General features: G+C 71.8%; 21 protein-coding genes and 1 tRNA gene. 8 read left to right on the forward strand and 14 right to left on the reverse strand.

All coding sequences use genetic code 11. The features are described from left to right. The first annotated feature begins 152 nt into the window (after window positions 1–152). Together RIN46_RS11620 and RIN46_RS11625 are read left to right on the forward strand one after the other, a co-directional pair. A complete protein-coding gene (locus RIN46_RS11620) occupies window positions 153–617 on the forward strand; it encodes a DUF4282 domain-containing protein (RefSeq protein WP_309081744.1) in 465 nt (154 codons plus the stop codon). A 133-nt stretch (window positions 618–750) separates the two neighbouring features. Beyond that, window positions 751–987 carry a hypothetical protein gene (locus tag RIN46_RS11625; protein WP_309081745.1) on the forward strand — a complete coding sequence of 79 codons (237 nt, stop codon included), beginning with the start codon at window positions 751–753 and terminating at the stop codon, window positions 985–987. 69 nt (window positions 988–1056) lie between these two features. Here RIN46_RS11625 and RIN46_RS11630 read toward each other — a convergent pair whose 3' ends face one another. Both RIN46_RS11630 and RIN46_RS11635 read right to left on the reverse strand, forming a co-directional pair. Next, window positions 1057–1497, reverse strand: coding sequence for a MarR family transcriptional regulator (locus RIN46_RS11630; protein ID WP_309081746.1), 441 nt, complete (start codon window positions 1495–1497; stop codon window positions 1057–1059). 139 nt (window positions 1498–1636) lie between these two features. Beyond that, the gene (locus RIN46_RS11635; RefSeq protein ID WP_309081747.1) at window positions 1637–2545 is read right to left on the reverse strand and encodes a GNAT family N-acetyltransferase; all 909 of its coding nucleotides are present in this window, start codon (window positions 2543–2545) and stop codon (window positions 1637–1639) included. A gap of 190 nt (window positions 2546–2735) precedes the next feature. Between RIN46_RS11635 and RIN46_RS11640 the strand changes: the two genes are divergently transcribed. Both RIN46_RS11640 and RIN46_RS11645 read left to right on the forward strand, forming a co-directional pair. After that, window positions 2736–4058: a solute carrier family 23 protein gene (locus RIN46_RS11640; RefSeq protein ID WP_309081748.1), complete on the forward strand. Its 1323-nt coding sequence runs from the start codon at window positions 2736–2738 to the stop codon at window positions 4056–4058. A 39-nt stretch (window positions 4059–4097) separates the two neighbouring features. Continuing rightward, the gene (locus RIN46_RS11645) at window positions 4098–5099 is read left to right on the forward strand and encodes a phosphotransferase (protein ID WP_309081749.1); all 1002 of its coding nucleotides are present in this window, start codon (window positions 4098–4100) and stop codon (window positions 5097–5099) included. A 97-nt stretch (window positions 5100–5196) separates the two neighbouring features. On the opposite strand, the gene RIN46_RS11650 is transcribed toward RIN46_RS11645, so the two are convergent. The 7 genes from RIN46_RS11650 to RIN46_RS11680 all read right to left on the reverse strand — a co-directional run bounded on the left by RIN46_RS11650 (window position 5197) and on the right by RIN46_RS11680 (window position 11984). Continuing rightward, complete coding sequence (locus tag RIN46_RS11650) at window positions 5197–5982, reverse strand: glycerophosphodiester phosphodiesterase (RefSeq protein WP_375141883.1); 786 nt, start codon at window positions 5980–5982, stop codon at window positions 5197–5199. Beyond that, entirely contained in the window at window positions 5979–6989 is a 1011-nt protein-coding gene (locus RIN46_RS11655) for an HAD family hydrolase (protein WP_309081751.1), read from the reverse strand. The genes RIN46_RS11650 and RIN46_RS11655 overlap by 4 nt, the downstream gene beginning before the upstream one ends. Continuing rightward, a complete protein-coding gene (locus tag RIN46_RS11660) occupies window positions 6989–7900 on the reverse strand; it encodes a carbohydrate kinase (RefSeq protein ID WP_309081752.1) in 912 nt (303 codons plus the stop codon). The genes RIN46_RS11655 and RIN46_RS11660 overlap by 1 nt, the downstream gene beginning before the upstream one ends. Window positions 7901–8038: 138 nt before the next feature. Next, window positions 8039–8875, reverse strand: coding sequence for an alpha/beta hydrolase (locus RIN46_RS11665; RefSeq protein ID WP_309081753.1), 837 nt, complete (start codon window positions 8873–8875; stop codon window positions 8039–8041). A 2-nt stretch (window positions 8876–8877) separates the two neighbouring features. Continuing rightward, a complete protein-coding gene (locus RIN46_RS11670) occupies window positions 8878–9705 on the reverse strand; it encodes an enoyl-CoA hydratase-related protein (protein WP_309081754.1) in 828 nt (275 codons plus the stop codon). 237 nt (window positions 9706–9942) lie between these two features. Next, window positions 9943–11214 (reverse strand): carbamoyl-phosphate synthase, encoded by a 1272-nt coding sequence (locus RIN46_RS11675; protein WP_309081755.1) that lies wholly within the window; start codon window positions 11212–11214, stop codon window positions 9943–9945. A gap of 56 nt (window positions 11215–11270) precedes the next feature. Beyond that, window positions 11271–11984 (reverse strand): FCD domain-containing protein, encoded by a 714-nt coding sequence (locus RIN46_RS11680; RefSeq protein WP_309081756.1) that lies wholly within the window; start codon window positions 11982–11984, stop codon window positions 11271–11273. Between the two features lie 204 nt (window positions 11985–12188). Between RIN46_RS11680 and RIN46_RS11685 the strand changes: the two genes are divergently transcribed. Next, window positions 12189–12755: a gluconokinase gene (locus RIN46_RS11685; protein WP_309081757.1), complete on the forward strand. Its 567-nt coding sequence runs from the start codon at window positions 12189–12191 to the stop codon at window positions 12753–12755. Window positions 12756–12786: 31 nt separating this feature from the next. Then, window positions 12787–14187 (forward strand): GntP family permease, encoded by a 1401-nt coding sequence (locus RIN46_RS11690; RefSeq protein WP_309081758.1) that lies wholly within the window; start codon window positions 12787–12789, stop codon window positions 14185–14187. Window positions 14188–14296: 109 nt separating this feature from the next. Here the strand turns inward: RIN46_RS11690 and RIN46_RS11695 are convergent, their stop codons facing one another. The 5 genes from RIN46_RS11695 to RIN46_RS11715 form a co-directional block, all read right to left on the reverse strand. Then, window positions 14297–15115, reverse strand: a complete 819-nt coding sequence (locus tag RIN46_RS11695; RefSeq protein WP_309081759.1) for a LysR family transcriptional regulator — start codon at window positions 15113–15115, stop codon at window positions 14297–14299. Window positions 15116–15135: 20 nt separating this feature from the next. Next, entirely contained in the window at window positions 15136–16473 is a 1338-nt protein-coding gene (gene gdhA, locus RIN46_RS11700) for an NADP-specific glutamate dehydrogenase (protein WP_309081760.1), read from the reverse strand. A gap of 277 nt (window positions 16474–16750) precedes the next feature. Further along, window positions 16751–17182, reverse strand: coding sequence for a universal stress protein (locus tag RIN46_RS11705; RefSeq protein WP_309081761.1), 432 nt, complete (start codon window positions 17180–17182; stop codon window positions 16751–16753). Between the two features lie 75 nt (window positions 17183–17257). Beyond that, window positions 17258–17956, reverse strand: coding sequence for a dienelactone hydrolase family protein (locus RIN46_RS11710; RefSeq protein WP_309081762.1), 699 nt, complete (start codon window positions 17954–17956; stop codon window positions 17258–17260). Between the two features lie 272 nt (window positions 17957–18228). Then, window positions 18229–18312, reverse strand: a tRNA-Leu gene (locus RIN46_RS11715). A 331-nt stretch (window positions 18313–18643) separates the two neighbouring features. Here RIN46_RS11715 and RIN46_RS11720 point away from each other — a divergent pair. Together RIN46_RS11720 and RIN46_RS11725 are read left to right on the forward strand one after the other, a co-directional pair. Continuing rightward, window positions 18644–19414: a DUF3662 and FHA domain-containing protein gene (locus RIN46_RS11720; protein WP_309081763.1), complete on the forward strand. Its 771-nt coding sequence runs from the start codon at window positions 18644–18646 to the stop codon at window positions 19412–19414. Continuing rightward, window positions 19411–19881: an FHA domain-containing protein gene (locus RIN46_RS11725; protein ID WP_309081764.1), complete on the forward strand. Its 471-nt coding sequence runs from the start codon at window positions 19411–19413 to the stop codon at window positions 19879–19881. Before RIN46_RS11720 ends, RIN46_RS11725 begins: the two co-directional genes overlap by 4 nt.

The raw sequence follows: 19881 nt of genomic DNA on the forward strand, positions 1-19881 counted from the left end.
GGGGCGCAAGGCGAGGCGGGCACCTCGACCGGAGGGGGCGCGACTTCTCCGGACTCGGCGTTCCCTCGAACGACCGCCCGTACTAGGTTGAGAAACAGGGATCGTGCGATCCACTGCTCGTCCGATCCACCGCGCCCGTGAGAGGAACGAAGATGTCAGATCCGACGCAGCCACCGCCGCAGCCACCACAGCACGGCGGGTACCCGCCCCAGCCGCCGAATGGACCCCCGCGGGGACCGGGCGGCGGCCCCGAGCCCTGGCACGGCCAGGGGCCCTACGAGCCGCACGACGGCGGACCCGATGCGAAGGGATTCTTCGGAGCGCTGTTCGACTTCAGCTTCCGCAGCTTCGTCACGCTGAAGTTCGCCAAGATCATCTACATCCTGCTAATCGCACTCGTGGTGCTCGGCTGGCTGGCGTACATCGTCCTCGGATTCGCCGCCGATCCGATGCTCGGTGTCGCCGCCCTGATCCTCGGCTGGATCCCCGGCTTCATCTTCGTGGTGCTCTTCCGCGTGAGCCTCGAGTTCTACATCGCGATGATCCGGACGTCCCAGAACACGGCGGCCACGAAGGCCGAGGTCGAACGGCTGCGGAACGACCTGACCGCCGGGTAGCGCTTCCCGCTCGGCCTCGACCGGGGTGAACCGCAATTAGTTTGTGCGCAAACTAATTGGATATGATCGGTGCGCGCGCTCCACCTGCGCAACGGTGCCGCCCCGGCGCCGACGGATCTCTCGACAGGACGCCATGAGCGACAAGCCACGCCCGATCGTCCGGGACACCACCGGACTCAGCCTGAACTACCGGTTCTGGTGGCGCCTGCAGTACCTGGGATTCGCCATCTTCGGTCCCGCCGACCAGCAGCCCCACCGGAGCCCCAGGGAGCACCTGAAGCAAGAACGCGCCCTTCGGGTGCTCCGCGCGCACGAGACGCGGGGAACCCAGGCCCCGCAGGAAGTCGTCGAGGCGGCCCGCGAGCTCTAGGGCCAGCAACCGCCCGGCCCAGCCCACAGGCAGAGCCGATGGGCGGGCGACTACCCGTTCGACCCGTGCCTACGGGCGACGCGTGGCAGCGGAGATCAGCTTCGTCATGCTCGCGTGGAGGGCCGCGAGCTCCTCGGCGTCCATGTCCAGGCGGGCCATCATCTGCGCCGGGATCCGCTCCGCCTGCGCGCGCAGCGCACGCCCCTCGGGGGTGAGCGAGATCCGCAGAGAGCGCTCGTCGTCGGGGTCGCGCTGGCGCTCGACGTAGCCCAGAGACTCCAGACGCTTGACGAGCGGTGAGACCGTCCCGGCGTCCAAGTGGAGCAGCGCCCCGACGTCCCGCAGCGACAGGGGCTCCCTCTCCCACAACGCGAGCATCACCAGGTACTGGGGGTGGGTGAGGTTCAGGGGCTCGAGGACGGGCCGGTAGGCGGCGATGACGGAGCGGGAGGCGACGGCCAGGGCGAAGCACACCTGCCGCTCCAGCGAGAGCGGGTCCTCAGCGTCCATCCGGAGTGCCGCCTTCCGCGTCCTGTTCCCGTCGGTCGCTCCGACGGCCTGTGGCGGGGCCGCAGTCGGCCGCGCCTCTCCCGCATTTTAGCCGCCTGACCACGGAGACCGGGGGTGGGCCCCCTCGCGGCGCTCGCACCTACAAGCGGTCGAGCGTGAAGTCCGCGGCATCCGGAAGCCTCTGGAACCCGGCTGCCGCGTACGTCGCCGTGGCCGGCGTGTTCGCCGCCGGAGTGCACACCAGCACGCTCGAGGAGCCCAGGGCGCGGAGGGCGTGCGCCGAGGCGAGGGTGATGGCCCGGCCGAAGCCGGAACCGCGGGCGTCCGGCTCCACGCCGAGCGGCTCGATCAGGCCGGGTCGGCCGGGACCCGCGGACCAGACGATCGACGTCGCCACCGGACCGCGCTCGGGATCCAGCGCCAGCAGGCACCTCGCCGAGGCGTAGGGGTAGCCATTCGCCGTCATCTGCCACCGGTCCACCGTGAACCGGGTGCTGTCGAAGGCAGCGGCATGGACCCGCGACCACGCGGCGACGAGCTCGGCGGCCGGGGAATCCGGCGCAGTGAAGCCGTCGCGCCCGACGTCGAGGCTCACGACGGGCACCTCGACGTCCGGCAGGCGGGCGTCCAGGTCGAGGACGAACGGCGCCCAAACCTCGCCGGGCTGCCAGCCACGGGCCGCGAACTGCTTCCGGAGAGCCGGACCGAACCGTGCCTCCACACTGACCGGCCCGTCCGGCAGCACCTCCCGCGACGGGTCGGAGAGGTCCGCGGCGATCGCCTGGGCGAGTGCTGCATCGGCGGCGGCGTGGGGCGCGATGCCCAGCCGCAGGACGTCCGGGCCGTCCAGCATTCCCACGGCCAGCACCTCCCGGCGCCCGGCCCAGATGCGCAGTCTGGCCGCGAGTCCCTCTGCGCCGATCTGCCAGGACCACCCGAGGTCGCCGGGATGGAGCTGGATGGGCAACCCGTCCTGCTGCCAGGAACGGAGCGCGTCCACGATGGCGGGGAGCTCGGGCGCCGTCGGCGTCCTCAGGTCGATGCGCATGCTATCCCTCTCCCGATCCCTGCCGGTCGTCGGATGATCCATGCGTCCGGCGGCACTCGAGGGCCACGCTTCCATACCGCGACGGGACCGGCCAGTGGAACCGCTAAAATCGGTGAGGCCCGGCGCGCGTGCGCCGCACAGGAGCGTCCGTCCGGAGCCATCGACCCCCTCCCCCCTCGGAAGGCCCTCCATGAGCAACCGCCTCGGCCTCGGCTGGAATCTGCACGGCGACGGCAGGACCATCCGTCCCGGCACCGTCGTCGCACCCGACGAACGGCTGAATTGGCCGCAGACCATCGGCGTCGGCGTCCAGCACGTCATGGCCATGTTCGGGGCCACCGTCCTGGTCCCGGCCATCACCGGCTTCCCGGCGACCACCACGCTGCTGTTCAGCGGTCTGGGAACGCTCCTCTTCCTGATCGTCACCGCGGGACGCGTCCCGAGCTACCTCGGCTCCTCATTCGCCTTCCTGGCCCCGGTGGCGGCGGCCACCAGCAGCTACGGCATGAGCGGGGCGCTCGGCGGCATCCTGGTCACGGGCGCAGCCCTGTTCCTGATCGGGTTGATCGTGCAGAAATCCGGCACGGACTGGATCCACCGCCTGATGCCGCCCGTGGTCATGGGCACCATCGTCGCCCTGATCGGTTTGAATCTGGCCTCCACCACCCTGACGCCCATGCAGGAGGTACCGCTGACGACGTTCGCCACCGTCGGCGCCATCGTCGTCTCCGCCGTCCTGTTCAAGGGCCTGCTCGGGCGCCTGTCCATCCTGGTGGGCATCGTCGTCGGATACCTCGTGGCGCTGGTGCAGGGGCAGATCGACTTCAGCATGGTGAGCGAGGCGGGCTGGGCCGGCCTCCCGGCCTTCGAGACCCCGACGTTCCACCTGGACATCATGCTGGTCTTCCTCCCGGTGGTCTTCGTCCTCATCGCCGAGAACATCGGCCACGTGAAGACGGTCAGTCTGATGACCGGCCGCGACCTGGACGACGTCTACGGCCGCGCGCTCATGGCCGACGGTGCGGCGACCATGCTGGCCGGTGCCGGCGGCGGCTCCGGCACCACCACCTACGCGGAGAACATCGGCGTCATGGCGTCCTCGCGCGTCTACTCGACGGCGGCGTACTGGGTGGCCGGCGCCGTCGCCATCCTGCTGGCCTTCTCCCCCAAGGTCGGCGCGGTCATCAACACCATCCCGGCGGGCGTGACCGGCGGTGCGGGCATCGTCCTCTACGGCATGATCGGCATGATCGGCGCGCGCCTCTGGGTGCAGAACCGGGTGAACTTCTCCAACCCGATCAACCTGATGACCGCGGGCACCGGCCTGATCGTCGCGATCGCCATGGGCTCCAGCGCGCTCATGTTCGGCAACCTGCAGCTCGGGGGCATCGCCGTCGGAACCATCGTGACCCTGCTGATCTTCCACGTGATGACCACGGTCGCCCGCGCCCGCGGCACCGAGCCGGTCGACGCCCCCGAGGACCAGGGCTCCCAGCCCAGCAAGATCGGTTGACGCTGTCGCCCGCCCCGGCGCGGCCCCTAGAATCGTCGGGTGGCTGAGTGGAACGAGGAGTGGGCGACCGAGGAATGGCGCCGGCAGGCGGACGAGTGGATCGCCATGGTGCTGGAGACGTACCGGATCGCGCCCACCGGTGCCGTGGAGCAACGGTTCAACGGCCTCTTCTCGACCCAGCTGACAGTGCCGACCGACCACGGCCAGCTGTTCTTCAAGGCGACCAATCCGGGGCAGATCGCGGAGGTCGCCGTCACCGCCACCGCCGCGAACCTGTGCCCTGAGCAGTTGGTAATGCCGCTGGCGATCGAGCCGCGGCGCGGCTGGATGATCACGCCGGACTTCGGCGAGACGCTGCTGGCCGTACCGAGCACGGACCACCAGATCTGGGCGCGCATGCTGCGCGACTTCGCGGCGGTCCAGCAGCATCTCAGCGGCTTCGGGGACACGCTCTTCGACGCGGGACTGCTGCATCTGGACCCGTCCTGGCTGCCCGACTACATCGACGAGCAGCTGGTCCTGCACGCATCCATGCCCGCCCTGCACCCGCTGCATCTCCCCGCCCGGGACGCGGAGGAGCTCGACGCGCAGCTGGCCGAGGTCAAGGGGATGTGCGAGTTCCTCGCGGCCGGGCCCGTCCCCCTGTCGCTCGAGCACAACGACCTACACCGGGGGAACACGTTCCTGCCGACCGCCCCGGACGAGCCGCTGCGCTTCATGGACCTCGGCGACGCGTACTGGGCGCACCCGTTCTCCTCACTGGGCACGCCGATCCGGGTGATGTGCGACGAGCTCCGCACCCGCCCCAACGATCCGCGGATCCGCCAGGTCGTCACCGAGTACCTCGCCCAGTGGGGCGACTACGGGACCGTCGACGAGCTCTGGGACTACGTGGAGCCGGCCCTGCGCGCGGGCAAGATGCAGCAGCACGCCATGGCGATGCGCATCCTCGCCGGCGCCGCCGAGGACGAGCTCCTCGAGCACGCCGACCTGGCCCTGCGGCCGCTGGCGGAGCTGGCGCAGCCGATCCTCACCGACTGACGACCGCCCCACCGGCGCCGAGAAGTCGTTCCGGGGGACACCGCCGCCCGCACGTCCCCCGAATCGACGGCTCGATCGGCTTCACGCGCGGACCGGTTCAGCCGGGAGGCCAGACCCCGCGCTCGCGGTAGACGCCCACCAGCACGTCGGCGCGGTCGGTCATGATCCCGTCCACGCCCAGGTCCAGGAGCCGGTGCATGGTCGGCGCGTCATCGACCACCCACACGTGCACCTCCAGCCCGGCCTCGTGCGCCCGCGCCAGGAAGCCCGGCTCCACCACGGTCAACGGCCCCTGCCGGATCGGGACCTGCAGCGCGAACACCCGGCGCAGGAACGGCCGCAGCAGCCGCCACGGCTGGAATCCGCCGCGGCTGAGCTTGCCGAGCAGCGTGAACGCGGCCACGAGCGCCATCCCGGCCGTGGCCCGCACCCGCGGGCTCCCGCGCCGCTCGAGCTCGCGCTGCAGGGCGCGCCGGCGCCGGTCGGAGAACGACGCCGCCACCACCCGACCGTGCGCGCCGTGCCGGATCACGGCGTCGGCGAGCGCCTGCACGGCCGGCTCGTCCTTCAGGTCCACGTTCAGCTCTACGTGCGGCCACGCGGTCACCAGCTCCTCGAACGTCGGGATGGGCTCGCCGGCCACGCGCACCGCGGCGAGCTCGGCGAGCGTCCGGTCGCCGATCCTCCCCGTCGCGCCGGTCAGCCGGTCCAGCGTCTCGTCGTGGAAGACCACCAGGTGCCCGTCCGCCGTCGTCCGGACGTCCGTCTCCAAGTGGGTGAAGTCCAGCTCGACGGCGGCGCGGAACGCGGCCATCGTGTTCTCCTCGCCATCCGGGGAGAACCCGCGGTGGGAGTACGCCTTCGGGCGGCGGCGCGGGCTCACGGGGCGGCCGGCCCGCGGTCCGACGGCGTTCCGGTGGAGCCGCCGGCTCGGTCCGACGGCGTTCCGGTGGAGCCGCCGGCTCGGTCCGACGGCGTTCCGGCGGGGCCGCCGGCTCGGTCCGGACGGTCGGCGCGTGCCGCGAGGAGCCGCTCGATCCGTTGCGCGACGCCGTCGTCGTCGAGTCCGCCGGTGACCTCCGCCGCGGCCGCCTTCGCGAGCCGGTGGCCGGAGCCCATGGCGCAGCCGAGGCCGGCCCAGGCGAGCATCTCGATGTCGTTGGGCATGTCGCCGAAGGCCGCGACCTGGTGCCGGTCGATGCCGAGGTCGGCGGCGTACCGCTCGAGGGCCACGGCCTTGTTGACGTCCGGCCGGGACATCTCCAGCAGGGCGACGCCGGGCGCCGAGTGCGTGACGGCCACCAGCTCGGCCACCTCGGGGTGCACGGCCCGGCGGAAGTCCTCCGACGTGCCGCCGTAGAGCTTGGCGAGGAGCTTGACCGTCCCCTCCTGCTCCAGCCGGTCCTCGGGCAGCGCTGCCGGTCGGACGCCGTCGAGCCGGAGAGCCTCCTCCTCCGTCACGAAGCCCGGCTCCAGGTAGAGCCCGGCGGTCGTCTCCGCCGCGAAGAGCGCCTCGGGCTCGAGGGCCAGGATCCGCCGGCGCACCTCGGTCACCGTGGCGGCGTCGAGGGTCCAGGAGTGGAGCACGCGCTCGTCCTCCTGGTCGTAGACGAGCGCGCCGTTGGAGCAGATCACCGTGCCCAGGTGCCCGAACGCGCGCTGTACCGGCCCGAGCCAGCGGAACGGGCGGCCGGTGACGAACACGATCTCGATCCCGGCGGCGCGGGCGGCCCGGAAGGCCTCGACCGTGCGGGTGGTGACGGTGCCGTCGGCGTGCAGGATGGTCCCGTCCAGATCGCTCGCGATGAGACGGATCCCCGCCGCCCGGTCGGGTGCGTCGACGGCGCCGGCGTCCACGGCAGCACCCTCCGCGGCGCCGCGGGCGGCCACTACTCGACCTCGCCCCGGTACGGCGGGTTGGCGCCGGCCCGGGAGACCGTGACGGCCGAGGCCCGCAGGGCGAAGTCGATGATCTGGCGCAGCTGGTCGGCGGGGAGCCGGCGCAGGTGCTCGCGGTTGGCGGAGCCGATGAGCTCCCGGTCCGCGATGCCGGAGAGCAGCGCGGCCATGAACGTGTCGCCGGAGCCCACGCGGTCGGCGACCTCCACGGTCCGGCCGGAAACGTTGACCTCTCCGCCGTCCACGAAGCCGGAGGCGCCCCGAGACCCGTGCGTCACCGCGACGACCGCCGGTCCCAGCTTCAGCCACGCCTTGGCGGTCTCGGTCACGCTGCGGCGCGGGTACAGCCAGTCGAGGTCCGCGTCGGAGGTGCGCACGACGTCGGACAGGCGGACGAACCGCTCGACCTGGGCGACGGCCTCGGCGTGGTTCCGCACGAAGGTGGGACGCACGTTGGGGTCGTAGCTGATGGTCGCGTGCGGGCGGGCCAGCTCCACGGCGCGCAGGACCGTGGACGCGCCCGGCTCGACCACGCAGGCGATGGATCCGGTGTGGACGAGCTGCGCGTCGGCGAGCGCGGGCTGGATCCGCTCCAGGCCGGGCAGCTCCCAGGAGAAGTCGAAGTCGTAGGTGGCGGCGCCGGCCGGGTCCAGCGTGCCGCGCGCGGTGGAGGTCGGTTCCTGGTCCGGTCCGAGGGCCTCCCGGACGGAGTTCGCCTGCAGGTACTCGCGGATCATCCGCCCGGGCTCGTCGTTGCCGTACCGGCCCACGAAGGTCACCGGGTGGCCCAGCCGCGCGAGCGCCACGGCCACGTTCAGCGGGCTGCCGCCCACGTAGGTCTTCGACGCGCTGATGCCTCCGGACAGCACGTCAACCAGGGCCTCGCCCATGACAGTCAGCAACGTTCCATCCTCACGTAGACTCCGCGCCCAATATACCGGCCGGCCCCCCGCCCGCCCGCCGGTCCGTTCCGGCGCGGTTCAGTCGGGCTCAGCTCAGTTGGGCTCAGCTCAATCCGGCGCGGTTCAGTCGGGCTCAGTTCAGTCCCGCTCGGCCTCCTCCAGCCCGGCCAGCCGCGCGAGCTCGCGCAGCGTCAGCTTCCAGGCCCGGCTCTCCGGGTCGATCAGCGCCAGGTGGTCCCCAGGCACTGGGCGGAAGCGCGGGCTGGCTCCGGCGCCGGCGGCCGCCTCGCAGTAGGAGTGTGCCACGGCGGCCGGCACGTCCTCGTCGGCCTCCGGGTGCAGGACGACGACGTCGACCGGCGCGGGGGCCAGCCGCGCCGGGTCGGCGTGGTGCCAGTCTTCCGGGGCGTCCACGGGGGTGGAGCCCATGAGGCGCCCGGCGGCGTCGTCGCTCAGCTGCATCTCGTGGGCCAGGTGGAGGTCCAGCAGGCCCGCCTGGCTGACCACGCCCGCGAGCCGGACGCGCGGTTCGGCGCCGACCGCACCGGCGTCGAACTCGCTGCGGTGCGCCGCCCAGACGGCCAGATGACCGCCGGCGGAGTGGCCCACGGCGTAGACCGGCAGCTCCCGGTAGGACTCGGGCAGGAGGTCGGCCAGCGCGTCGATGCCCGCGGCGACGTCCTCGAAGGTGGCGGGCCAGCCGCCGGCGTCCTCGGGGTCGTCGCCGTCGATGCGGCGGTACTCGAGGTTGGCGGCCACCCACCCGTGCTGGGCGAGGTCCGCCGCGAGCGGCAGGCCCAGGTCGGCGCCGTACGTGGCCCGCCAGTAGCCGCCGTGGATCACCACGGCCACGCCGCTCGGTTGTTCGCCGTGCTCGAGGCTCGGCAGGACCAGCTCCAGGAACTGGCTCGGGGACTCGCCGTAGTGGTGGAGCGTGTAGGCCACATCGGATGCGGCGTGGGGACGGTTGGACATTGCTACCTCCCGGGGAAGCTCGGTGTCTCCTTGGCCAGAAATGCCGCGCGGCCCGCGCGCGAGTCGTCGGTGGTGAACGCGTCGCGGAAGCTCGCGGCCTCCACCGCGAGTCCGTCCTCGGTGGGCAGGGCCGCGACGGCCCCGAGGGTGAGCTTGGCGTTCGCGACGGCGGTCGGGGCCTGCCGGGCGATCAGCTCGACGGTCTCCCGGGCGGCCTCCAGCAGGCTCTCACGGTCCGCCAGCACGCGGTTGACCAGGCCGATCCGCAGGGCCTCCGCGGCATCGATCCGCCGGCCCGTGAAGATCAGCTCCCGCGCCATGCCCGGGCCCACCCGCTGCTGCAGTCGCACGGACCCGCCGAACCCGGGGACCAGGCCCAGGGAGACCTCCGGCTGGCCGAAGCGGGCGGCCTCGCTGGCGAAGACGACGTCGCACGCCAGCGCGAGCTCGCAGCCGCCGCCCAGGGCGTAGCCGTCGACGGCGGCCACGACCGGCACCGGCAGCCGCTCCAGGTCCAGCGTCAGGCGGTGCATGCGCCGGGAGTACTCCTGCGCCTCGTCGGGGCTCATCGCGGACATCTCCCGGATGTCCGCCCCGGCCACGAACGCCTTCCCGCCGGCCCCGGTGAGGATCACGGCGCGGAACGGCCAGCCGTCGGCGAGGGCGGCCCCGGCGCGCGCGAGGACGTCCTGCAGCTCGTCGACGAGCTCGCCGGCGAGCGCGTTCAGCGCCTTCGGCCGGTCGATCGTCACGACGAGCGCGGACCCCTCCTGCTCTACGCGCAGGTGGCGGTACGCCTGCTCGGCGTCCGGGGCGGACGGTGTGCTCATCCTGCGGCTCCTCTGCTGCGGTCGTCCGGTTGCTGTGCCGTTGTCAGGCGGTCCTCCCCCGGCGCGGTGCTCGGGTGTGAGCCCGGACACCGGGCGACGCCCACACGGCCAGCTTGCCAGATCCCGCCCGCCGCAGACAGCCCCCGCCCCAGTTCGACGCCGCCCCCGCTCGGCCCCTCGCCCGAACAGCTCCGCGCCGGTCAGCCCGCACTCCTGCCGCTCGGGGACGGGTCCGGCTCAGCGGCGCGGCGGGTACTGCTTGAACTTGCGGAACTGGTTGGCCAGCGCCGCCGCGATGTAGAACCAGCGGCGCGGGTGCCGCTCCGCCCGGTAGACCAGCGGGTTGACGGTCTCACGGGACTTCAGGAGCGCGGCCGCGCGCTCGCCCACGGGCCCCACCAGGTGCTGGCGCAGCAGCGGCGCGGGCAGCACCGAGTAGAGGATCTCCTCGCGGGAGACGGTCAACCCGGAGGGGAGCTGCGTGGCCTCGAACCGCGGGCCAAGGAAGTCGCGCACGTAGGCGCGGGCGGGGTTCGCCCAGTGGCGCCCGCCGGCCGCTGCGGCGGCCGTGAGGTAGTAGTGGTTCCGCCCCAGCCGGGGGTTGAGCTCGAAGAACTTCACGACGCCGTCGCGCGGGTCCAGCTTGGCGTCGAACATCGCGAAGCCGCGCCAGCCGAGCCGCTCCAGGATCCGCCGGCCCTGCTGCACGAACGTCTCCGCGGCCGCGTCCGGCATCCCGGAGACGATCGCGGCGGAGTTCCCGAGGACGATCGGCGCGTGCTCCTCCACCGCCACCTCGCCGTAGGCCGCGTAGCGGGCCCTCCCGTCCGGGTCGCAGTAGAACGTCGCGAGCTTCATGTTGGAGTCGCCGCCGGGGATGAGCTCCTGCAGGATGAACCGGCCGCCGTAGCCGCTGGCGTCGATCCGGCCCAGGAGGTCGTGAAGCTCCTCGGGCGTATGGAGGGTGTGGACCTTCTGCTTGCCGGCGAACTTCGCCGCCACCCACGCCGAGGAGTCGGACGGCTTGCCGATCAGCGGGTAGGGGAGGTCGTCCGGCACGGCGCCCGAACCGGCGTCGTACACGTGCGTCCGGGGGTGCGCGATGCCGAGCTCGGCGCAGAGCTCGTAGAAGTTCTCCTTCAGCGCCGCCAGCTCCACCAGCTCCAGCGGGACGTACGGGATGACGTAGTAGTCCTCCAGGCGGGCCCGGTGCCGCGTGATGGTGGTGATGTGCAGGTCCAGGGACCCGAACAGCAGCAACGGCCGGTCCCCGTCGCCCTTCAGCTCGGCGCCGAGGCGCAGGAGGTGCTCGACGACGACGTCCTCGGCCATGCTCCCGGCCGGACGGACGTCGACGGCCACCGAGTGCTCCAGCACGCCGTTGGTGCCGGCCGGGACGGCCACGCTCGCGGCGCCGTAGGCCTCGTGGAACTCCCGGGCCAGCGAGTAGGTGCCGATGTCCCCGCCGAGGATGACGGGGACGAAAGTCTGGGAATCGGGAACGCGCATGCGTCCCAATCTAGCGGTCCGGCGGCCCGCCGCCGCGGCGCAGGTCCCGTGCGGCGTCAGTGCGGCGGCAGGTCGTCGGCGAGCGCGCGGCGGACCTCGTCCACGAGGCAGCGCATGTGCGTCTCGGCGCCCGCCCCGTCGCGCCGTCCGACGGCGTCCGCGACCGCCTCGTGCTCCGCGAGGGCCTCCGGCTGCGGCTGCAGGGGCATCAGGCCCTGGTGGGTGCGTCCTGCCAGGACCTCCGCGATGACGCCAGTGAGCTCGGCGAACATGGAGTTCCCGCTCGCCTCCAGGAGCAGCTGGTGAAAGGCGATGTCCACGGCGAGGAACTCCTCGAGCCGGCCGGATTCGCCGAGGACGCGCAGCTGCCGCGCGAGGCCCTGCAGCTCGTGCCGGATCTCGGCGCTGGCGCGGACGGCGGCGCCCGCGGCGGCGAGGGGCTCGACGGCGATGCGCAGCTCGGTGAGCTCGGCGTACTGGCGCTCGCGCCCGGGGCCGGAGAGCCGCCAGCGGATGACGCGGCGGTCGTACTTGGTCCAGTGCTCCGGCTCCAGGACCACCAGTCCCACGCGGCGGCGCGAGTGGACCATGCGCAGGGACTCCAGGACGCGCATGCAGTCGCGCGCCACGGTGCGCGAGACCCCGAAGCGCCCCTGCAGCGACTCCAGGGTGAGCCGGACGCCGGGGGCGTGGACGCCGTCGACGATCTCCTGTCCGAGCACCTCGATGATCGGGTGCTGGAGCAGGTCGGCGGCATCGTCGAAGGGCATGGGAGAATCCTAAGTCCTGTGATTGGTATTACCTTATCGGCGAAAAGGTGCTATCTTTTCTGAATCGCCGCTGAGGGGCTGGTCACACCCGTTCCGAGGCGGCACTGTTGGACCCAGGGATCCCCGGCCGCCGGCCGGACCCGGAGCCCGGGGACCGACGCACCTGCACCACCGCACGGCCAACGACGTCCACAAGGAGCCTCCATGTCCTCCCACCCCACCGGCACCGCCACCCACCTCGTGGTCATGGGTGTCTCGGGATCCGGCAAGACCACCCTCGCCAAGAAGCTGTCGGAGCGGCTGGGGCTCCCCTACGCCGAGGCGGACGAGTTCCACCCGCAGGCGAACATCGACAAGATGTCGCGCGGCGTGGCACTCACCGACGAGGACCGCTGGCCGTGGCTGCGCGAGATGCGGGACTGGATGAGCGCCAAGGCGCACGACGACGACGCCCGCGGCAGCGTCGTGACCTGCTCGGCGCTCAAGCACTCCTACCGCGACCTCCTCCGGGAGGCCGACGGCGTCGTCCTCTTCCTCCACGTCGACTGCGACCCGGAGGTGCTCACCGAGCGCATCACCGCGCGCAGCGACCACTTCATGCCGCCGAGCCTGCTCCCGAGCCAGCTCAAGACCCTGGAGCCGCTCGCCGCCGACGAGGCCGGTGCGCGGATCCTGAACGACGGCACGATCGAGGACCTCGTGGACCGCGCCCTGGCCGTCATCGACGACCACACCCAGAACAACCACCGCGCGAGCGCCCAGAGCGCTTGAGCGACCACGTCAGAGAATCAACGGAGAATCCATGACAATCGAAGGCTGGACCCAGACCCTGGGCGCCGGACCACTGCTGGCCATCGCCGGCGCGGCCGTGCTCCTGCTCCTGTTCCTCATCATCAAGCTCCGCGTCCACGCGTTCGTGGCGCTCATCCTCATCAGCCTCCTGACGGCGTTCGCCACGGGGATCCCCGCCGGCTCCGTGATCGACACGCTGACCTCCGGCTTCGGGTCGACGCTGGCCAGCGTCGCCCTCCTGGTGGGCCTCGGCGCCATGCTGGGCCGGCTGGTCGAGAAGTCGGGCGGCGCCAAGGTCCTCGCCGATACGCTCATCAACACCTTCGGCGAGAAGCACGCCCCGTTCGCGCTCGGCGTCGCCTCCCTGCTGTTCGGCTTCCCGATCTTCTTCGACGCCGGGCTCGTGGTCATGCTGCCCGTGGTCTTCGCGGTGGCCCGCCGTCTCGGCGGATCCGTGCTCCTCTACGGTCTGCCGGCCGCCGGTGCGTTCTCAGTCATGCACGTCTTCGTGCCGCCGCACCCCGGCCCCGTCGCCGCCTCCGCCTTCTTCGAGGCGAACGTCGGCTACGTCCTGATCATCGGCCTGCTCGTGGCGCTGCCGACCTGGTACGTCACCTGCTACCTGTTCGGCAAGTGGGCCGGCCGGAAGTGGCAGCTGCCCATCCCGAACATCCTGGGCGAGGCGAGTGCCGAGCACGAGGCCAACCCGCCGAAGTTCGGCGTCGTCGTCTCGCTGCTGCTCCTGCCGCTGGTGCTGATCTTCCTGAACACCGGCCTGAGCACGCTCGCCTCCGCCGGCGTGGTCTCCGAGTCCGCCTCCGAGTCGGGCTGGTTCCAGTTCCTGCTCACCGTCGGCTCCACGCCGGTCGCGCTGCTCATCACGCTCCTCGTCGCCGTCCTGGCCATCGGCATCCGCCGCGGCATGGGCAAGACGGCGATCGAGCAGACCCTCGAGGGGGCGCTCGGCCCGGTGGCCTCGGTCATCCTCATCACGGGTGCGGGCGGCATGTTCGGCGGTGTGCTGCGCACCTCCGGCATCGGCGCTGCACTGGAGGATGTGCTCGGCGACCTGGGCATCCCGCTGATCCTGGCCGGCTTCCTCATCTCCAGCATCATCCGCGTGGCCCAGGGCTCGGCGACCGTCGCCCTGACCACCACGGCCGGCCTGCTCAGCTCCGCCGTCCTGGCCGCGGACCTGAACGAGCTGCAGCTGGCCTCGATGGTCATCGCGGTCGCCGCCGGCTCCGTCATCGCCTCCCACGTCAACGACTCCGGCTTCTGGCTGGTCGGCCGCTTCTTCGACATGGACGTCAAGACCACGCTGAAGACGTGGACCGTCCTGGAGACGCTGATCGCCCTGATGGCCTTCGTCATCGCGGCCGTGATCTACGGGGTGGCCTCGCTGGGCTGACGCGGCGCCGAACTCGCCCGGGACCCATCACGGGCGCGGACCGACGAAGGGGGTGTCCCCGGCTCCAGGCCGGGGGACACCCCCTTCGCTCTGTCGTCCGCCCGGCCGTTCAACGCCGGCCTCGGCCCTTCCCGCCGGACTTGCCGCCGGACCCGCGGCCGGGCTTCGACGGCGCCCTGCCGCCTGCGGACTTGGCCCCGGCCTTCCCCGCACCGGTGCCGCGCGCGGGCGCCGAGGCCTGGCGCTTCCTCTGCGCCTTGGCGGCCTCCTCCTGTTGGCGCTGGCGCACCGAGGGCTGCCGGGACGACTCGGGGCTGCGCCCCCGGACCACGCCGACGAACTCCTCGATGAGCCGCAGCCGCTTCGATTCGGCGCTCTCCGGGTCGTCGAACGCCGGATCGGAGAGCGAGGGCCGCCGCCACACGATCGAGACCGCCGTCTTCTCGGCGCCGGCCACGACCCGGTGGACCACATCCTTACGGTGGTACAGCCGCGCGACGGACATCGGGACGATCACCAGGCCGGCACCCGTGCCGACCACCTCGATCGCCATCCGCGCCCCGCCCACCTCGGGCGGGTAGTCGGCGAGGTCCAGGAACGTCTGGTCCGCGAGATCCTCCAGGGGCACCTCGTCGTCGTAGAGCTCCACCTCGTGCTCGCGCGGCGCGCACACCACGGGCAGCTCCTCGTAGAGGACGATCGCGTGGTGCAGGTCGCCGGCGAGGCGCTCCCCCGCCGCGGACCGGACGAACACGACGTCGGCCCGCGCCGGGTCGTCGGCCGGGAGGTCCAGCAGCGCGCGGGGGTCGCCGGCGTCGTGCAGGACGGCGTCCAGCGGCACGTCGGGGAGCCGGTCCCGCCAGCGGGAGAGCCATTTGCCGGGGGTGACCCCGGGGACGTACGCGACGCGCAAACTGTTGTCTTCCACGCCGCTCAGCCTATTCCAGCTCAGACCAGGCCCTGGGCCAGCATCGCGTCGGCGACCTTGACGAAGCCGGCGATGTTCGCGCCCGCCACGTAGTTGCCCGGCGAGCCGTACTCCTCGGCGGTCTCGAGGCAGCGGTCGTGGATATCGCCCATGATCTGCTCCAGCCGGTCGTGGGTGAAGTCGAAGCTCCACGAGTCCCGGCTGGCGTTCTGCTGCATCTCCAGGGCGGACGTGGCGACACCGCCCGCGTTGGCCGCCTTCGCCGGGCCGAACAGGACGCCGGCCTCCGCGAACAGTTCCACGGCGCGCTGGGTGCACGGCATGTTGGCCCCCTCGGCGACCGCGAGGACGCCGTTCTCGACGAGCCGCCGCGCGTCCGCCTCGTCGAGCTCGTTCTGGGTCGCCGACGGCAGGGCGATGGTGCAGGGCACGGACCAGACGCTGCCCTCGGAGACGAAGCGCGAGCGCCCGCCGCGCAGCTGCGCGTACTCGGCGATGCGTCCGCGCCGGCGCTCCTTGACCTCCCGGAGGAGCTCGACGTCGATCCCGTCCTCGTCGACGACGAAGCCGGACGAGTCGGAGGCCGTCACGGCGACGGCACCGAGCTGCTGCGACTTCTCGATGGCGTTGATCGCCACGTTGCCGGAGCCGGAGACGGCCACGCGCTGACCCTCCATGCCCAGGCCGCGGGTGCGCAGCATGTGGTCGGCGAACATGACGGCGCCGTAGCCGGTGGCCTCGGGCCGGACCAGGGACCCGCCCCAGCTCACGCCCTTGCCGGTGAGCACGCCTGCCTCGAAGCGGTTGGTGATCCGCTTGTACTGGCCGAAGAGGAAGCCGATCTCGCGCGAGCCGACGCCGACGTCGCCCGCCGGGACGTCGGTGTACTCGCCGATGTGCCGGTAGAGCTCCGTCATGAACGACTGGCAGAAGCGCATGATCTCGCCCTCGGAGCGGCCCGCGGGATTGAAGTCGGACCCGCCCTTGCCGCCGCCGATCGGCATGCCGGTGAGGGCGTTCTTGAAGATCTGCTCGAACCCGAGGAACTTCACGATGCCGAGGTAGACCGTCGGGTGGAAGCGCAGGCCGCCCTTGTACGGGCCGAGCGCCGAGTTGAACTCCACCCGGAAGCCGCGGTTGATCTGGACCGTGCCCTGGTCGTCGACCCACGGCACGCGGAAGATGATCTGCCGCTCCGGCTCGCACATGCGGCGCAGGATGCCGGCCTCGACGTACTCGGGGTGGCGGTCGACCACCGGTGCCAGCGCTCCGAAGACCTCGGCGACGGCCTGATGGAACTCCGTCTCGCCCGGATTGCGCTGGAGCACCTCCTGACGCAGGTTCTCGATGTTGTGCACGTGGCCTCCTGATGGATCGTGGGGACTGCGCCGGCGCATGGCGCAGCACCGGCACACAGCGTTGGGTTCACTGCACAACGTAGCGGCGCTCGGACGCTCTCGCTATGCGGAAGGCCGATTCCGGCATTCTGTGACGTGGGCCCGGGCGCGGTCCGGGCAGCCGCGGCGATCGCCGGCCGCCCGGCGAGGGCCTCCTGGGACGACGACGGCGCCGCACCCGTGCGGGTGCGGCGCCGTCGACCTCCTCGTGCCCGCCGTCGAGGCGGACCCGCGAAGGTTACCGGTCGGTCTTGACGATGTAGACGTCGCAGGGGGCGTTCTGCGCGACCGAGGTGGCGACCGAGCCGAGCAGGCGGCCCAGGCCCTTCATGCCGACGTTTCCGACGACGATCAGCTGCGCCTCGAGGTCCTCGGCGGCCGTCACGAGGGCGTCGGTCGGCTTCCCGCGGAGGGCCTTGGTCTGGATGGTCGCGCCGGGCACGACCTCGCGCAGCTTGAACGCGACCTGGTTGGTCAGCTTCTCGGCCTGCTCGGCGCTGTCCAGGACCCAGGTGTCATTGCCGATCTCCACGACCTCGGTGCTGTCCTTGGCGTAGGCGGTGACGACCGTGAGGGGGGCGCCGAGGCCGGCGGCCACGGTGGCGGCGCGGGTCGCCGCCTTGAAAGACGTGGTGCTTCCGTCGACACCGACGATGACAGTTCCGGACATGTGCTTCTCCTTTGGTGGTCGAGCCCGGGAGGGCTCCGAATTCGAAATCGGTGAGGGCCCGCGGGCCGCGCCGGACTACTCCACGTTCGCGCGCAGGAACGAGACGGCGCGGTCCCACGCCAACCGGGCGTTCTCGGGGTCGTAGTTGCCGGCGGTGTTCTCGTCGTTGTGGAACGCGTGGTCGGCGTCGTAGTAGTGGAAGGTGACGTCGGTGCCCGACTCGCGGCGGATCTGCTCCTCCTGCTCGCGCGCCTGGTCCACGGGGTACATGGAGTCCCGTACGGCGTAGTGGCCCTGCACGGCCGCGGCGAGGCCGGTGTAGCTCTCGGGGACGGCCTGGCCGACACCGTAGAACGGGACCGCGGCCGAGACCTTCTCGCCCTGCTGCGCCGCGAGCGCCAGGACGAACCCGCCGCCCATGCAGAAGCCGATGGCCCCGACCGTGCGGCTCGTGACCTCGTCGCGGGCGAGCAGGTAGTCGGTGGCTCCGGCGAGCAGACGCGCGCCCTCCTCGGCCGGGAGCCTGGCCATCATCTCGCCGGCCTCGTCGGCGTCGTGCGTGGTCCAGCCGCCGAAGAGGTCCGGAGCCAGCGCGACGAAGCCGTGCGCGGCGAGGCGGTCGGCCACGTCGCGGATGTGGTCGGTCAGGCCCCACCACTCCTGGACGACGATGACGCCTGGTCCGCTGCCGTCCTCCGGGATCGCGATGTACCCGTGGGCCTGGCGGCCCTCCGACTCGAACGAGACATTCTGGTGCGGGGTCTTCTCAGCCACTGAACTCCTTCCGCGCGACGGTCCTGGTCCTCGCGGCCGCCCGTCGGGGCCGGCCGCTCGAGCCAGTCTATGCATGTGATCCACATTACAGATAAGTGCGACGGCGCTGTCGAGGGTTCTGCCCGGCGGCGCAGGCGCGCTGGCCGAGACGTTTCAATTCTAGGGATCCGGAGGGGTCCCGTGGGCGAATCGTGGCGGATGTCATGCGGACCGCAAGCAGAAGGACCGGCCCTCCCCGTGGGAGGACCGGTCCTTCTGCTATGAAAACTGTGTGCGCGAGGGGGGACTTGAACCCCCACGCCCTTGCGGGCACTGGCACCTGAAGCCAGCGCGTCTGCCAATTCCGCCACTCGCGCATGAGTTGTGCTCGTCGATCACTCGCCGAACAGCGAGAACAATCATAAGCATGCCCGGTGCCAACTTCCTAATCGGTACGGTGGGGAGCGGCCCGGACGCGGCGTCCGGGCCGGGATGACGCGGCGTCGGCCGGGAACCCGCGCGGTTGCGGTTTCGTTGCGATTGGGGACGGACGAGACCGGGCCCGACCGCGGCCTCAGGCGTGGCAAGTAGTATCGACCCAACGCCGCACCCTCCGGCGTCGGAGTCGTGCGTGCCGCTGGACGGCGTGCCCGGCCCCGGTGCGGGGGGAACGGGAACCGACGGAGAACGCAGGAAGGAGCAGCGCCAATGGGCTTGGTAGACAACGTTGAGCGCGGCCTCGAGAAACTCGTGACCAGCGTGTTCCGCGGCTCCGGCGGCGGTGGGGTCCAGCCGGTGGAGATCGCCAGCAAGATCCGCAACGAGATGGACCACGGCACGCTCACGGTGTCGCAGACCCGGACCATCGCCCCGAACGACTTCCAGGTGTCCCTGTCCGGGCCGGACTTCGAGCGGATCAAGAAGTTCGGCTCCGCCCTCCCCGAGGAGCTGTGCGACGTCGTCGTCCAGCACGCCCGGGGACAGCACTACGCGCTCACCGGCGACGTGTCCGTCGCCTTCCGCGAGGACGAGGAACTGCGCGACGGCGAGATCCAGGTGGCGGCCTCCATCGCCCGCGAGGGCGAGTCCTCCGCGCAGTCGCCCGCTCCCGCCCCGAGCCCCGCGGCCCCGGGGCCGTCCGCTCCGGCGCCCTCCCCCGCGGGCGGGACGCAGCGCACACAGCCGATCCTGCAGTTCGGCGGCAAGCGGTACGGGCTGAACTCCGACTCGATCATCCTGGGCCGCTCGTCCCAGGCCGACATCCCCGTGGACGACACGGGCGTCTCCCGCAGACATCTGGAGATCCGCCAGGAGAACGGCCGCACGTACGCCGTCGACCTGGGCTCCACCAACGGGAGCTACGTCAACGGCCAGAGGATCGACGGCCGCGCGGAGCTGTTCGACGGCTCCATCATCACGATGGGTCGTTCCCGCATCACGTTCCGACTGCTGCCTCAAAGCTCTGGAGAACGCTCGTGACAGAACTCGCCCTCACCGCGCTGCGCCTCGGCTTCCTGATCCTCCTCTGGATCCTGATCCTCAGCGTGCTCGGCGCCCTGCGACGCGACCTCATGATCGGCAAGCGGGCCCGGACCGCCAGCGCACCCGCGGAGTCCGAGGCCCCGGCGGCCTCCCCGCAGTCGCCTCCCCGGCAGACGGTCCACCGCCTCGTCCTCATCGAGGGGCCCCAGGCGGGGACCGAGGTGGAGCTGGCCGCCAGCCCGATCCTGCTCGGCCGCGCCCAGGAGGCCACGCTCGTCCTGGTCGACGACTACGCGTCCGCACGCCATGCACGCCTCTTCCCGCAGGGCTCCCGCTGGTTCATCGAGGACCTCGGCTCGACGAACGGCACCTACCTCGGCGAGTCCCCGCTGACCCGCGCGCAGCCGGTGGAGCCGGGCCAGCGCATCAGGATCGGCAAGACCGTGATGGAACTGAGGCCCTGA

It is taken from the genome of Zhihengliuella sp., assembly GCF_031178195.1.
Taxonomy (GTDB): Bacteria; Actinomycetota; Actinomycetes; order Actinomycetales; family Micrococcaceae; genus Zhihengliuella.

Bases quoted from the DNA above. Each gene is read 5' to 3' on its own strand.
- RIN46_RS11620 (WP_309081744.1), top strand. From the start codon at position 153: ATGTCAGATCCGACGCAGCCACCGCCGCAGCCACCACAGCACGGCGGG.
- RIN46_RS11680 (WP_309081756.1), bottom strand. From the start codon at position 11,984: ATGCCCTTCGACGATGCCGCCGACCTGCTCCAGCACCCGATCATCGAG.
- RIN46_RS11685 (WP_309081757.1), top strand. From the start codon at position 12,189: ATGTCCTCCCACCCCACCGGCACCGCCACCCACCTCGTGGTCATGGGT.
- RIN46_RS11705 (WP_309081761.1), bottom strand. From the start codon at position 17,182: ATGTCCGGAACTGTCATCGTCGGTGTCGACGGAAGCACCACGTCTTTC.
- RIN46_RS11675 (WP_309081755.1), bottom strand. From the start codon at position 11,214: ATGCGCGTTCCCGATTCCCAGACTTTCGTCCCCGTCATCCTCGGCGGG.
- RIN46_RS11670 (WP_309081754.1), bottom strand. From the start codon at position 9,705: ATGAGCACACCGTCCGCCCCGGACGCCGAGCAGGCGTACCGCCACCTG.
- RIN46_RS11690 (WP_309081758.1), top strand. From the start codon at position 12,787: ATGACAATCGAAGGCTGGACCCAGACCCTGGGCGCCGGACCACTGCTG.
- RIN46_RS11720 (WP_309081763.1), top strand. From the start codon at position 18,644: ATGGGCTTGGTAGACAACGTTGAGCGCGGCCTCGAGAAACTCGTGACC.
- RIN46_RS11635 (WP_309081747.1), bottom strand. From the start codon at position 2,545: ATGCGCATCGACCTGAGGACGCCGACGGCGCCCGAGCTCCCCGCCATC.
- RIN46_RS11665 (WP_309081753.1), bottom strand. From the start codon at position 8,875: ATGTCCAACCGTCCCCACGCCGCATCCGATGTGGCCTACACGCTCCAC.
- RIN46_RS11630 (WP_309081746.1), bottom strand. From the start codon at position 1,497: ATGGACGCTGAGGACCCGCTCTCGCTGGAGCGGCAGGTGTGCTTCGCC.
- RIN46_RS11625 (WP_309081745.1), top strand. From the start codon at position 751: ATGAGCGACAAGCCACGCCCGATCGTCCGGGACACCACCGGACTCAGC.
- RIN46_RS11640 (WP_309081748.1), top strand. From the start codon at position 2,736: ATGAGCAACCGCCTCGGCCTCGGCTGGAATCTGCACGGCGACGGCAGG.